Genomic DNA, 13,770 nt, shown 5'->3' on the forward strand with positions numbered 1-13,770 from the left:
TCCTCTAGGCGTTGACGATCCGGTTGATGTTGTCCGGTGAGAGGTAGTGCTCGATGGCGAGCAGCCCCGCCCCGAGTGCGGCCGCGTTGATCCCGGTACGGCTCGGCGTGATCGACAGATAGTGCGTAGCCAGCGGGAGCGACCTGCGATAGACCGTCTCCCTGATGCCGGCCAGGAGGAGCTCGTGCACCCGCGACAGCGCGCCGCCGATGACGATGACCTCGGGGTTGAAGAAGTTGACCAGGCTGGCCAGCACCTCACCGATGAGCCGGCCCGCCTCCCTGACCAGGCGCAGCGCCTGCGTGTTGCCCGACTGCACGAGCGCCACGACGTCGGCGCCCGTCTCGGCCGCCAGGCCCAGCTCGCTCAGCCGCCGGGCTATCGCCGCCCCGCCGGCCACGGCCTCCAGGCACGCACTGTTGCCGCACCGGCAGCCGGCGTCCTCGTGGCCGCTGACCCTGATGTGCCCGATGTCGCCGGCAGAGCCCTGGGCGCCCCTGTGCAGCTTGCCGTCGGCCACGATGCCGCAGCCGATGCCCGTGCCGACCTTGACGAACAGCAGGTGGTTGATACCGGGGAAGGCGTTGCGGTGCTCGCCCAGCGCCATCACGTTGACGTCGTTGTCGACCAGCACGTTCACGCCGTCGAAGTACTCAGGGACGGGGTAGTCGTTCCAGCCCGGCATGATCGGCGGATTGTTCGGCCGCCCGGTGGCGAACTCCACCGGCCCCGGCACCCCGATCCCGACCGCGCGCAACACCGCCCGCGGTCGCCTGGCCTGGCCGAGCAGCCGGTCGAGCCGCTCGTCCACGTGGGCGAGCACCTTCTCGGGGCCCTCGCCGATCAGCAGCGAGTCTTGGCACTCGGCGAGCACGTTGCCCGAGATGTCCATCAGCGCCACCCGGCAGTGGGTGGCGCCCAGGTCGACGCCCGCGAAGGCGTGGTCCTCGGTGTGCAGGCGCAGCTGCCGCGGCGGCCTTCCGCCGGTGGACTCGCCGCTCTCGGTCTCCTCGACCAGGCCGCGCTCGATCAGCGCGTCCACGCGCTGCGAGATCGTGGACCTGGCCAGGCCGGTGAGCCTCGCGAGATCGGAACGGGTCGTCGCCGAACCGGCGCTGATCAGCGTCAGTACGTCCCCGGCGGAGCCCGGCTGGGGGGTCATGCCGCGACAATAAGATCACTGATGCGACAAATCAAGAGTGAGAATCGACCAAACTCCGCCAACTTCCGCCGAAGATCGAACAAAGACCGTTCTACCGGGATATTTCGGGATCTGTCCTCAAACGCGAGCGCCGGCCCCCACCTGCGACGGGAACCGGCGCGTTCGGGATCGGCGCGCTCGAGATGGCTCGTTCAGGCCGGCGCCTTCGACCGGCGCCGGGCAGCGGGCGCCGACCGGCGGGCGGGGCTGGGCGTTAGATCATCGCCTTCATCGAGTCGCCGGCCGTCAGCACATACGGCTGCTCGGCCATGATCGACTCCCAGTTGCCCGCGATCGACTCGGGCGTGACGTCGTCGTCCTTCCAGCCCGGCCCCTCGGCGACGAACACCCGCGCCACCCGGCCCCCGCCGACGGTGAACACCTCGCCGCTGACCTCGCACGACTCGTGCACCAGGTACGCCACCAGCGCACTCACCCGCTCCGGCGTGAACTTGGCCTCGAACTCGGCCGGCAGCAGCGACTCGGTCATCCTGGTCCAGGCCACAGGCGCGATGGCGTTGGCCTTGATGCCGTTACGGGCGCCCTCGATCCCGAGCGTCTTGGTCAGCCCGACCAGGCCCATCTTGGCCGTGGAGTAGTTGGCCTGGCCGAAGTTGCCGAACAGCCCGGCCGGGCTTGAGGTGTTGACCACGCGCCCGTAGCCGGCCGCCTTCATGATCGGGTAGGCGGCCTGGCTGACCAGGTAGGACCCGCGTACGTGCACCGCCATGACGGCGTCGAACTCCTCGACCGCCATCTTCCCGAACGACTTGTCCCGCAGGATGCCCGCGTTGTTGACGACGATGTCGACCGTGCCGAACGCGTCCACCGCGGCCTGCACGATGGCCCTGGCGCCGTCGGGCGTGGCGACGTTGTCGGCGTTGGCGACGGCCTGCCCGCCGTTCTTCGTGATGAGCTCAGCCACCTCGGCGGCGGGCCCGGTAGAGGCGCCCGTGCCGTCGAGCGCGCCCCCGAGGTCGTTGACCACGACCTTGGCGCCCCGCTCGGCCAGCAGGAGGGCGTGCGCCCTGCCGAGACCATGCCCGGCCCCTGTGACGATCGCGACCCTGTCATCGAACCGAAGCATCGAACCTCCAACGCAGGAGAACAACGTTCTAGTACGAATTACCATAACCCGGCCCGGGTCACCGATCAGCGGTGCGCCACGATTCCGGATCGCCGGGAATCCGCACCACGCGCCCCTTGGCCGCCAGCCAGACCAGATGGGCCAGGGTCTCGTTGTTGGCCGCGCGCCGCATGAACGGCGGGATCGTCTCCCACGGCCGCGACCAGCTCAGCCGGGTCGCCACGTCCCAGCACGTCACGCCGTCGCCGGCGGCGACGACCCGCTCGATCTCGGCCAGTCGCCCATCGTGGTGGGCCAGGACGTGGTCGACCCGCTCGGCCAGCTCCAGGAACCGGTACTCGTGTGCGGGCAGCACCTCCTCGACGTCCAGCTTGCGCACGGCGGCCAGCGCGTCGAGATAGTCGGCCAGCGGGTTCGGCCCGGACTGCGGGTGCACGGCCACGATCGGCGTGATCTTGGCCAGCACGTGGTCGCCGGAGAACAGCAGCCTGCGCTCGGGCGAGACGAAGCACAGATGCCCCGGCGAGTGGCCGGGCGTCCAGATCGCCCGCAGGTCCCAGCCGGGCAACGCGAGCTCGTCTCCGTCCTCGACCAGCCGGTCGGGCACGGCCATCGCGACCATGTGCCTGATCATCATGGACGCGCCGGCCAGCTCGTCCAGCGTCAGCGGCGGCACCCCGCAGCGGGCCAGCAGCGCCCGCTCGCGCTGGACCAGGGAGTCGATGGCCTCGTCGTCGTAACGCTCGCGGACCAGGCGGGCGTCGGCCGGGTGCAGGCCGATCCAGGCGCCCGACGCCTCGCGGACGCGCCCGGCCAGGCCGTAGTGATCGGGATGGATGTGGGTGACGAGCACGGCCTGGACGTCGGTGATGGTGTACCCGGCCACGCCGAGGCCGGCGACGAGCGCGTCGTACGCCTCGTCGGTGTTCCATCCGGCGTCGATGACGGCCACGCCGCCGGGCAGTTCCAGGGCGTAGACCAGGACGTACCGCAGGGGGTTGATCGGGATCGGCACCGGGATGGACCACAGTCCCGGGCGTACCCTCTCGACTCCTGGGATCGTCCCGCCGGTCCACGCTTCCCGCTGCGCCTCGCTGGCAGGCGTCACCACGAATTTCGACACAGGCCCGAATATAGTTCTGGATCCGAACCGTGTTCTACTGGGAGTCATGAAGCTGAGCCGCGAGATCTCAGGCGATGGCCGCTTCGTCCGGCAGCCGAACCACTTCACGGAACGGCTCGGCCCTCCAGAACCGGGCCGGTATCGGGTCTACGCCTCCTACGCCTGCCCCTGGGCGCAACGCGTGCTGATCGTACGGAAACTGCTGGGCCTGGAGGACCTGCTGCACGTCACGATCGTCGACCCCATCAGGGACGAGAAGGGCTGGCGCATCCCCGATGGCGACCCGGAGTACCTGTCGGAGCTCTACCACGCGACCGACCCCGGCTACACGGGCCGCTACACCGTCCCCTGCATCTGGGACACCAGGGACAAACGCATCGTCACCAACGACTTCCCGCAGATCACGCTCGATCTGGAGATGTCATGGGGCACCGTCCCCAACCTCTATCCCGAGCGCCTGTGCCCCGACATCGACATCATGAACGACCGCCTCTACCACGGCCTCAACAACGCGGTGTACGAGGCGGGCTTCGCCCGTGACCAGCAGGCGTACGAGGAGGCGGTGGCGCGGGTCTTCACCACGCTCGACTTCCTCGAGGTGCGCCTGGCGGAGTCGGACTACCTCTTCGACACCCTCACCGACAGCGACGTGCGCCTTTACACGACGCTGGCCAGGTTCGACAGCGTCTACTACGCGCACTTCAAGTGCTCGGTCAGGCGGTTGACCGACTATCCGGCGTTGTGGGCGTACGCGCGCAGGCTCTATGCCATCCCGGCCTTCCGCGAGACCACCGACTTCGACCACATCAAGCGCCATTACTACATGACCCAGCCGAACATCAATCCGACCCGGATCGTGCCAGTGGGGCCGGAACTCGACTGGAGACCGGAGCGGCGAACGTTCAGGCCCGAGAGCGGTAGCTCGCGTGACCAGCGAGGGCCAAGTGAGCGCGACCATTCAACACAGTAGCGGCGAACGTTCAGGCCCGAGAGCGGGAGCTCGCGTGACCAGCGAGGGCCAAGTGAGCGCGACCATTCAACACAGTAGCCGCGGGCATCCGGACGAACAGCAGGGCCGAGGCCAGCATCACGGTCGCGGCGACGGCCCAGGAGGCGGCCACGCCTGCCTGTGCGGCCAGGGTGGCGAGCGTCAGGTTGGCCAGGATCCCGCCGGACTGCAGGGACAGCGAGACCGTCGAGCTCACGGTGGTGCGCTCGGCGGCCGTGACCGCGTTGTGCGTCATCTCCAGGCACAGCAGTCCTGCCGCGGAGTGCCCGACGAACAGCAGGACGTAGGCAACCCCGGCCGTCAGCAGCCCGGCAGCCCCGCCGAGCCCGGCCGTCGCGGCCAGCGCGCCGACCGATAGTGCGGCCAGGACGACACCCGCGATCGCGCCCCTGGCCGAGCCGCCGGCCAGCCGTGCCACGCGGGGCGCGAGTGTGCTGCCCGTGGCGCTGCCGGCGAACCCGAGCGCGGCGACCACGGCATAGGCCGTCGTGCCGCGCTCGGCCGTGCCGGCCAGTTCGGCCAAACGCCCCGGGGTGAGCAACTCGATGGACATGAGCATCACGCCGCAGCCGGCCGACGCGAGCATGATGCGGCGCAGCACAGGGCCTCGGGCCGCCAGCCGCACGCCGGAGACGACCGTGGTGGGCACCTCACGCAGCACCCCGCGAAGAGACCTGCGGTCGTGGGGCGGCTCGGGCAGCGCCAGGAGCACCACGACCAGCAGACCCGCCGCCGCCAGCGCACCCAGCAGGCTCGGCGCCGCCAAGGGGAACACCAGCGTCGGCGGCACCACGAGCGGCAGGCCGCCGCCGACGAGCACACCGGCGCACAGCGCCACCGATTCCACCGCGCCGCCTCGGGCCAGTCCAGGCTTGAGGTCGGCGCCTGGGCCTTCGATGCGGTGCAGCGTGTCGACGTACCAGGAGGTGGCGGGTCCGCTGGACAACGCCCTGGCGACACCCTTGAGCACGCCGCTCACCAGGAACATCCAGAACGTCGTGGCCACGCTCATGAGCACGAGAGCCGCGGTGAGGAACGCGGCGGAGGCGGCCAGCACCACACGCCGCCCCACGACGTCGGCCAGCCCGCCGGTGGGCAGTTCCAGACCGATCGTCACAATCGAGAACACGGTCACCACCAGGCCGATCTGGGCCAGGCTCAGACCTCTCTCGGTCAGCAGCAGCACCATGGAGGCCATCATGAGCCCGATGGGCAACCAGGTCAGGGAGCTGACGAGCAGGTAGCGGCGTAACGCCGAACGAGCGGTCATGGGTCCTCCTGTCGTGTGCGCGGGACGGACCCCATCCAGACATGAACCAGCCTGGACTCGGGGTCGTCGGCGTATCGGGCGGCCAAGTCGAGCAGCAGCGCCTCGGCCTTGTCGTGGAACTCGCGCAGCGCGGCCGGCGGCATGTGGAGGATGTGGTCGCTCATCCCTGACGCGTCCACCCACTCGCGGGGCCAGTCGGCGAGGTCGAACTCCTCCATCACCCGCCCGACCATCTCGACCTGGCGCAGATGCATGATCCTGACGGCCTCGCGCCCTTCGGCGGTGCCGGACATCTCGACGGCGTCCCACGAGGTGTAACGGTGGCGGGAGCGCCAGCGCCGCTCGCGACCGTCGCGCTGCTCGGCGTCCTCCTCGATGAAGCCGTATTTGAACAGCTCGCGCAGGTGATAGCTGGTCGAGCCGGAGCTCTCGCCGACCTTGCGGCCCAGCTCGCTGGCTGTGGCCGGGCCGTCGGTGCGCAGCAGGCCGAGCAGGCGCACCCGCAACGGGTGGGCGACCACCTTCAGCACCTGCGGATCGCTGATCTTGTATTGCTCCTCCACAAGCCCCACCCTAGACCGCAAAGACAATTTTGCAAATGGAATTTTGCGGACGGTAAGCTGAGCCTCATGCTTGATGACATCTGGGTGGACGACGCCGTCTTCGAACTACGTCCGGACTTCGCGGTGCTGATCATGACCGCGCACGGGCTGCACAACGGGCCGACCGACGACCGTTCCCGTGCCTGGCTGGCGGCGGCCTCCGACCTGGAGGTGCAGACCGTGAAGATCGACGCGTGGAAGGACGCCTACCGTGCGTTCGGGGCCAAGCCGCAGCGGACCAGGCCCTCGGTCGACGCCCTCACCCGGCGCATGCCGCTGCCGGAGATCAACCGGGCCGTGGACGCGTACAACTCGATCAGCGTGAAGCACGCGCTGCCGATCGGCGGCGAGGACCTCGACCACTACGTCGGCCCGGCGCGACTGGTCAGGGCCACCGGCGACGAGGCATCGGAGGAGGCCCTCGGGCAGCCGGAGCCAGGCGAGGTGATCTGGCGCGACGACGTCGGCGTCACCTGCCGCCGGTGGAACTGGCGCCAGGTGGTGCGCACTCGCCTCACCGAGGAGACCACGAACGCGATCTTCCTGCTGGAGCGGCTGGAGCCGATGTCGCTGGAGGAGCTCAAGGAGGCCGGCGAGGAGCTCACCGATCTTCTGTCCCAGCTCTCCCCTGAGGTGCGGATCACAAGCAGATTGCTGTCCAGCGCGAAATAAACCCGATGTCCTAGTGTTGATACCAAACAGCAATAAACGCGGCACCACCCGGATTGACGAGGGGGTCGTGACCTCTTTGCCTGGTCTTGAGAGGATCGTGCGAGGCGGCACGGGTACCCCGGCGCACGCTGCCAGTTCGGGCGAGTAGCCTTGGACAGGTTCTCTAACATCAACGCCGATCTGCGGAAGAGGGCGATTTCCGCCGTGTCGTCTGAGTCGTCGCGGACAAACCCGCTGGCAAGCTTTGGTCAGAACGAGTGGCTTGTCGACGAGCTGTATCAGAAGTACCTCCAGGACCCCGAGTCGGTCGACAAGGCCTGGTGGAACTTTTTCGCTGACTACAACCCTGATTACGGACCGGGCCGTACCCCGGTCAAAGAAGCGGCGAACGGCACTGTGACCGCCCCCGCTCCCACCCCGGCGCCCCCCAAGGCGCCACCGGCGGCCGAGAAGCCGAAGCAGCCGGCCACTCCGGTGCCCAAGGATGCCGAAGAGGTCAAGCTGCGCGGCGCCGCGGCCCGCACGGCGAGCAACATGGACCTGTCGCTGTCGGTGCCTACTGCGACGAGCGTGCGTGCCATCCCGGCGAAGCTGCTCATCGACAACCGCATTGTGATCAACAATCACCTCAAGCGGGGTCGCGGCGGCAAGGTCTCCTTCACGCACCTGATCGGCTTCGCGATCGTCAAGGCGTTGCGGGCCATGCCGGAGATGAACTACTCCTACGCGGAGGTCGAAGGCAAGCCGACGCTGGTCAAGCCCGCTCACGTGGGCATCGGCCTGGCGATCGACGTGCAGAAGAGCAACGGCGAGCGCCAGCTCCTCGTGCCCTCGATCAAGGGCGCGGAGGCGATGGACTTCCGGCAGTTCTGGATGGCCTATGAGGACGTCGTCCGCAAGGCCCGCGCCGGCAAGCTGGGCGTCGACGACTTCGCCGGCACCACGATCTCGCTGACCAACCCCGGCACCATCGGCACCGTACACTCCGTGCCCCGCCTGATGCCCGGTCAGGGCACGATCATCGGCGTCGGCGCGATGGAATACCCGGCGGAATACCAAGGAGCCTCCCCCGACACGCTGTCGCGGCTGGCCGTCTCCAAGGTCATGACGCTGACCAGCACCTACGACCACCGGATCATCCAGGGCGCCCAGTCGGGCGACTTCCTGCGCCAGATCCACCGGCTGCTGCTGGGCGAGGACGGCTTCTACGACGAGATCTTCGAGGCGCTGCGGATCCCGTACGAGCCGGTCCGCTGGGTCCAGGACATCTCCGCCACCCACGACGACGACGTGGCCAAGTCCGCTCGCGTGATCGAGCTGATCCACGCCTACCGCGTGCGCGGCCACCTGATGGCCGAGACCGACCCGCTGGAGTACAAGCAGCGCAAGCACCCCGACCTCGACATCCAGTCGCACGGGCTGACGCTGTGGGACCTGGAGCGCGAGTTCGCCACCGGCGGCTTCGGCGGCAAGCCGCTGATGAAGCTGCGCGACATCCTGGGCGTGCTGCGTGACTCCTACTGCCGCACGGTCGGCATCGAGTACATGCACATCCAGAACCCCGAGGAGCGGGCCTGGATCCAGGCGCGGGTGGAGAAGGCGCACGCCTCACCCGAGCGCGACGAGCAGCTCAACATCCTGTCGCGGCTCAACACCGCCGAGGCGTTCGAGACGTTCCTGCAGACGAAGTTCGTCGGCCAGAAGCGCTTCTCGCTGGAGGGCGGCGAGTCCCTCATCCCGCTGCTCGACTCCGTCCTCAGCGACGCCGCGGACGAGCAGCTCGACGAGGTCGTCATCGGCATGGCCCACCGCGGCCGGCTCAACGTGCTGGCCAACATCGTGGGCAAGTCCTACGCCCAGATCTTCGGCGAGTTCGAGGGCAACATCGACCCGCGCACCGCGCACGGCTCCGGTGACGTGAAGTACCACCTCGGCGCCACTGGAACGTTCACGGCGCCCAGTGGCAACACGATCGCCGCCTCCGTGGTCGCCAACCCCTCCCACCTGGAGGCGGTCGACCCGGTGCTGGAGGGTGTCGTCCGCGCCAAGCAGGACCTCATCGAGCGTGGCGAGGAGGGCTTCACCGTCCTGCCCGTGCTCATCCACGGTGACGCGGCCTTCGCCGGCCAGGGCGTCGTGGCCGAGACGCTCAACCTGTCGCAGCTGCGCGGCTACCGCACCGGCGGCACCGTGCACGTGGTGGTCAACAACCAGGTCGGCTTCACGACCTCGCCCGCCTCGTCCCGCTCGTCGGTGTACGCCACCGACGTGGCGCGGATGATCCAGGCTCCGATCTTCCACGTCAACGGCGACGACCCCGAGCAGGTGGTCCGCGTGGGCCAGCTGGCCTACGAATACCGGCAGGCGTTCCGCAAGGACGTCGTCATCGACCTCATCTGCTACCGCCGCCGCGGCCACAACGAGGGCGACAACCCGGCCTTCACCCAGCCGCTGATGTACGACCTCATCGACGCCAAGCGCTCGACCCGCAAGCTCTATACCGAGGCGCTGATCGGCCGGGGCGACATCACGGTCGAGGAGGCCGAGCAGGCGCTGCGCGACTACCAGGCCAAGCTGGAGCAGGCGTTCACCGAGGTCCGCGAGGCGGCCAAGAAGCCGGCGGAGGCGGCCGCGATGCGGGTGCCCCCGACCGAGGTCGTCAAGTGGTCGCACGACGACACGCCGACCGCGATCAGCGACGAGACGCTCAAGCGCATCGTCGACACCCAGCTCAACCTGCCCGACGGCTTCACGCCGCACCCGCGCCTGGCGCCGGTGCTGCAGCGCCGTGGCCAGATGGTCGAGCAGGACGCGATCGACTGGGCGATGGGCGAGACGCTGGCGTTCGGCTCACTGCTGATGGACGGGCACCCGGTGCGCCTGGTCGGCCAGGACTCGCGGCGCGGCACGTTCACCCAGCGCCACGCCGTGCTGGTGGACCGGATGACCGGCGCCGACCACACGCCGCTCAAGGCGTTCAACCAGGGCACCTCGAAGTTCTACGTCTACGACTCGCTGCTCAGCGAGTTCGCGGCACTGGGCTTCGAGTACGGCTACAGCGTCGTCCGCCCGGACGCCCTGGTGGCCTGGGAGGCGCAGTTCGGCGACTTCGTCAACGGCGCCCAGACGATCATCGACGAGTTCATCTCGTCGGGCGAGCAGAAGTGGGGGCAGAAGTCCTCGGTCGTGCTGCTGCTGCCGCACGGCTTCGAGGGCCAGGGCCCCGACCACTCCTCGGCCCGCATCGAGCGGTTCCTGCAGGTCTGCGCGCTCGACAACATGACGGTCGCGCAGCCCACCACGCCGGCCAACTACTTCCACCTGCTGCGCTGGCAGGTGGAGTCCAACCGGCACAAGCCGCTGGTGGTCTTCACGCCGAAGTGGCTGCTGCGCCACAAGGCGGCCACCTCCAAGGCGTCCGACTTCACCTCAGGCACCTTCCAGCCGGTCCTCGGCGACACCACCGTCGACCCGGCCAAGGTGACCAAGGTCGTCCTCACCTCCGGCAAGCTCTACTACGAGCTAGCCGCGCAGCGTGACAAGACGGGCCGCGACGACGTCGCCCTCGTCCGGCTGGAGCGGCTCTACCCGTTCCCGGCCGAGGAGCTGGTCGCCGAGCTGGGCCGGTACGGCGCGCAGGTGGAGCTGGTGTGGGCACAGGACGAGCCGGGCAACATGGGGCCGTGGCCGTACCTGACGCTGAAGCTGGCCGAGGACCCGCAGGCGCTGGCCGGCCGGCCGGTGCGGCGGGTGTCGCGCACGCCCAACAGCTCGCCGGCGACGGGCTCGCACCACGGCCATGACACCGAGCTGGAGGAGATCCTCCACCAGCTGTTCGGCTGACCGAGCCGGCCGACCTACTGCCAAATTGGCAGTTGTCAGCAGCTAATTGGCTGCTGACAACTGCCAATTTTGGTTCGAGGACGGCACGCCGCCCACCAGCCCAGAGCCGAGTACACCGTGGCTTCCCATGCCGCCGGCCACCAAATCGTGCTCCAGACGGCCAGCACCGACCTGCGCGAGCTGGAGCATCGTGGGCTACTCACTAAAGTCAGACGAGGGCGCGCCGATGCCTGGGTTCCGGTCGGCGACCTGGCGTCACGGTTGCGTACGGACTGAATGGAGAACGATGTACTTCACCGATCGGGGGATCGAGGAACTCGTCGAACGGCGGGGCGAGGAGGAGGTCAGCCTGCTGTGGCTGGGTGAGCGGCTGCGCGAGTTCGTGGACCTCAACCCCGAGTTCGAGATCCCGGTCGAGCGCCTGGCCACGTGGCTGGCGCGGCTCGACGACGAGGACGACGAGTAACCCCGCAATAGACGCGATACATCTTGAGTTTTGGCTAGACGCGACATATCGTGTCTTACATCGAGATGTGTCGCCGGAAGGGCGGGGATCATGCAGCAGTGGACGATCGAGGCACCGGAACAGCTGACGTTCGGCCCAGTGGAGTCGCTCGACGTGCGCATCGTCGCCGGGCGGCTGGCCGTGCTCGCCAGCGAGGGTCCGCCCACCCTCGAGGTGGCCGAGTTCGAGTCGGCCTCGCCGCTGATGGTGACCTATGACGAGGACGCCAGGGAGCTCTCGGTCGCGTACAAGGACCTCACCTGGGACGGCCTGCTCGGCTGGCTGCGGCGCGACCGGCGCAGGACGGTCCTGACGATCACCGTGCCGAAGGGCTGCAGCGTCAACGCCGGGGTGGTGTCCGCGCCCGCCGTGGTGGCCGGATTCGAGAAGATGACCCAGGTGAGAAGCGTGAGCGCGGAGATCGTGTTGGACGGGGTCAGCGGCGACGTCAGCGCCACGACCGTCTCGGGCCCGGTCGAAAGCCGGGCGATGGACGGCGATCTGGCGTTCAAGAGCGTTTCGGGGGACCTGACCGTCGCCGACGGCACGCCGCGCCGGCTGAAGGCGAACACCGTCTCCGGCCGCATCACCGCGGATCTGGCGCTGCGACCCACGGGTCATGTCACGCTCAACAGCGTCTCCGGTGACATCCTGGTCAGACTGCCGGAGAGCGCGGACGCGGACGTCAGAGTGCGGTCCACGTCCGGCAGGCTAGTGAGCACATTCGAGGAATTGTTCAACACGAGCAGCCCAGGCACCAAAACGATGTCAGGGCGGCTGGGCGGCGGCATGGCCTCGGTGTCGGCGATCACGGTCTCCGGCGAGGTCGCGCTGCTCAAGGGAGAGAAGGAATGAGCCCTGTATTCGGTCACGGCCGGCTCCGGCTGTACCTGCTCAAGCTGCTGGAGGAGAGCCCGCGCCACGGTTACGAGGTGATCAGGCTGCTCCAGGACCGCTTCCTCGGCGTCTACTCGCCCTCCCCCGGCACGATCTACCCGCGCCTGGCCCGCCTGGAGGAGGAGGGCCTGGTGACGCATGAGGTGGTCGAGGGCAAGAAGGTGTTCTCGATCACCGACAAGGGCCGCGAGGAGCTGAACGCCCGCCTCGACGAGCTCGACGATCTGGAGCAGGAGATCTCCGCCTCGGTACGCGACATCGCCCGCGAGGTCAAGGAGGACGTCCGCGACACGGTCAAGTCCCTGCGCGACGAGCTGACGCGGATGGCCAAGGACGTGCGCACCGGCGCGCGGGACGACACCAGGCGGCTCAGGGAGCAGCAGAAAGAGGACCTCAAGCGGCTGCGGGAGCAGCAGAAGCGGCAGTGGACGGAGCACGCCTACCAGTGGCAGGGGCAGGGCGAGCGGCTGGCCGGCGAGTGGCGCAGGATCTGGACGGAGATCTGGGCCACACTCGGGGGCGAGGCGCCCAGCCGGGCCGATCTCGACGCCGCGCTGGGCGAGCTGCTGGCCGACTTCGTCGCCCAGCAGCGCCAGGAGGCGTCACAGGCCCGGCTGACCCCGGAGAAGATGGTCGAGCTGCGTACGGCGCTCGACGACGCGAGTCGCCGGATCCGCGACATCCTGGAGTCCTGACCTGACCCCGCGCGCTACGCGGAGCGGAGCTGGCGCTCGAGGCGGCGGGAGGTCCGTGCGGTCTTGCGCGCGTGGTAGGCGATCGGCATGTAGCGGAGGCGTTCGGGCAGGCGCGGCGTCAGCACCGCCACCGCGTGCCCGAGATGCCGCAGCCGCCGCTCCTCCCGGGCCGTCCACCGCAGCCCCAGCTTCGCGCGTACGGCCGGCGGCAGGGTGCCGACGGTCACGAAGTGGTTGAACTCGCCCGACCCCACCCCCACGGGCGTCCACAGCCGGCGTAGCGGCCTGGGGAGCCCAGGAGGCGCCGGGGTGCCGCGCAGGACCGACAACACCTCCAGCGCGGTCGGGTGCGCCTCCAGCCGGTCGGCCACCATGTCGTCGAAGTACCGCCAGAACGCGTCCAGGTCGGCGGGCATCTCCCGCTCGGGGACCTTCAGGATGGCGCCGAGCTGCCGCGACTCGGCGTAGAACCGGCGTTCCTGCGCAACGCTGAAGGGCGTGGCAAAGTAGCGGTTGAGCGCGATGAAGCGCTCGAACAACGACAGGTGCACCCACGCCCATGCCTCGCCGTTCAGCGCATGGTAGGGCCGGCCCTGCTCGTCCACGCCGCCGATCGTGCGGTGCACCCTCCGGAGCCGCTCCCCCTCGGCCGGCCCGTCGGCGTACACCCACTTCTGTACGGACTCGAGCGTGCGGGTGAGCCGCCCCCACGGGTCGTCCTTGTACGTGGAGTGCTCGGCCACGGCCGCGCCGACCGCCGGATGCATGGTCTGCAGCACCAGCGCGCTACCGGCGACCAGCAGATTTCGATATTCGCCCGCGGTGTCCCAATGCATCGAACCCGGGCCGAAGGGCTCAACGTCCAT

General features: G+C 68.9%; 12 protein-coding genes. 6 read left to right on the plus strand and 6 right to left on the minus strand.

The features are described 5' to 3' along the window. Positions 1 to 4: 4 nt before the first annotated feature. The 3 genes from ACTWPT_RS09630 to ACTWPT_RS09640 form a co-directional block, all read right to left on the minus strand. Positions 5 to 1,162: an ROK family transcriptional regulator gene (locus ACTWPT_RS09630; protein WP_443176920.1), complete on the minus strand. Its 1,158-nt coding sequence runs from the start codon at positions 1,160 to 1,162 to the stop codon at positions 5 to 7. 253 nt (positions 1,163 to 1,415) lie between these two features. Next, a complete protein-coding gene (locus ACTWPT_RS09635) occupies positions 1,416 to 2,288 on the minus strand; it encodes an SDR family oxidoreductase (RefSeq protein ID WP_443176921.1) in 873 nt (290 codons plus the stop codon). 58 nt (positions 2,289 to 2,346) lie between these two features. Next, positions 2,347 to 3,411, minus strand: a complete 1,065-nt coding sequence (locus ACTWPT_RS09640; RefSeq protein WP_443176922.1) for an MBL fold metallo-hydrolase — start codon at positions 3,409 to 3,411, stop codon at positions 2,347 to 2,349. Between the two features lie 46 nt (positions 3,412 to 3,457). On the opposite strand from ACTWPT_RS09640, the gene ACTWPT_RS09645 reads away from it, so the two are divergent. Further along, the gene (locus ACTWPT_RS09645; protein WP_443176923.1) at positions 3,458 to 4,381 is read left to right on the plus strand and encodes a glutathione S-transferase family protein; all 924 of its coding nucleotides are present in this window, start codon (positions 3,458 to 3,460) and stop codon (positions 4,379 to 4,381) included. A gap of 10 nt (positions 4,382 to 4,391) precedes the next feature. Here ACTWPT_RS09645 and ACTWPT_RS09650 read toward each other — a convergent pair whose 3' ends face one another. Beyond that, positions 4,392 to 5,690 carry an MFS transporter gene (locus ACTWPT_RS09650; protein WP_443176924.1) on the minus strand — a complete coding sequence of 433 codons (1,299 nt, stop codon included), beginning with the start codon at positions 5,688 to 5,690 and terminating at the stop codon, positions 4,392 to 4,394. Beyond that, complete coding sequence (locus ACTWPT_RS09655; protein ID WP_443176925.1) at positions 5,687 to 6,253, minus strand: helix-turn-helix domain-containing protein; 567 nt, start codon at positions 6,251 to 6,253, stop codon at positions 5,687 to 5,689. The genes ACTWPT_RS09650 and ACTWPT_RS09655 overlap by 4 nt, the downstream gene beginning before the upstream one ends. Positions 6,254 to 6,319: 66 nt before the next feature. Here ACTWPT_RS09655 and ACTWPT_RS09660 point away from each other — a divergent pair, with 66 nt between their 5' ends. The 5 genes from ACTWPT_RS09660 to ACTWPT_RS09680 all read left to right on the plus strand — a co-directional run bounded on the left by ACTWPT_RS09660 (position 6,320) and on the right by ACTWPT_RS09680 (position 12,904). Continuing rightward, positions 6,320 to 6,964: a B3/B4 domain-containing protein gene (locus tag ACTWPT_RS09660; protein ID WP_443176926.1), complete on the plus strand. Its 645-nt coding sequence runs from the start codon at positions 6,320 to 6,322 to the stop codon at positions 6,962 to 6,964. Positions 6,965 to 7,168: 204 nt separating this feature from the next. Next, positions 7,169 to 10,807: a multifunctional oxoglutarate decarboxylase/oxoglutarate dehydrogenase thiamine pyrophosphate-binding subunit/dihydrolipoyllysine-residue succinyltransferase subunit gene (locus ACTWPT_RS09665; RefSeq protein ID WP_443176927.1), complete on the plus strand. Its 3,639-nt coding sequence runs from the start codon at positions 7,169 to 7,171 to the stop codon at positions 10,805 to 10,807. 286 nt (positions 10,808 to 11,093) lie between these two features. Then, complete coding sequence (locus tag ACTWPT_RS09670) at positions 11,094 to 11,273, plus strand: DUF6104 family protein (protein WP_305916790.1); 180 nt, start codon at positions 11,094 to 11,096, stop codon at positions 11,271 to 11,273. A 90-nt stretch (positions 11,274 to 11,363) separates the two neighbouring features. Continuing rightward, the gene (locus ACTWPT_RS09675; protein ID WP_443176928.1) at positions 11,364 to 12,167 is read left to right on the plus strand and encodes a DUF4097 family beta strand repeat-containing protein; all 804 of its coding nucleotides are present in this window, start codon (positions 11,364 to 11,366) and stop codon (positions 12,165 to 12,167) included. Beyond that, complete coding sequence (locus tag ACTWPT_RS09680) at positions 12,164 to 12,904, plus strand: helix-turn-helix transcriptional regulator (protein WP_443176929.1); 741 nt, start codon at positions 12,164 to 12,166, stop codon at positions 12,902 to 12,904. The genes ACTWPT_RS09675 and ACTWPT_RS09680 overlap by 4 nt, the downstream gene beginning before the upstream one ends. A gap of 14 nt (positions 12,905 to 12,918) precedes the next feature. Here ACTWPT_RS09680 and ACTWPT_RS09685 read toward each other — a convergent pair whose 3' ends face one another. Continuing rightward, positions 12,919 to 13,770, minus strand: coding sequence for an oxygenase MpaB family protein (locus ACTWPT_RS09685; protein WP_443176930.1), 852 nt, complete (start codon positions 13,768 to 13,770; stop codon positions 12,919 to 12,921).

The organism is Nonomuraea sp. 3N208 (assembly GCF_052245935.1).
Classification (GTDB): Bacteria; Actinomycetota; Actinomycetes; order Streptosporangiales; family Streptosporangiaceae; genus Nonomuraea.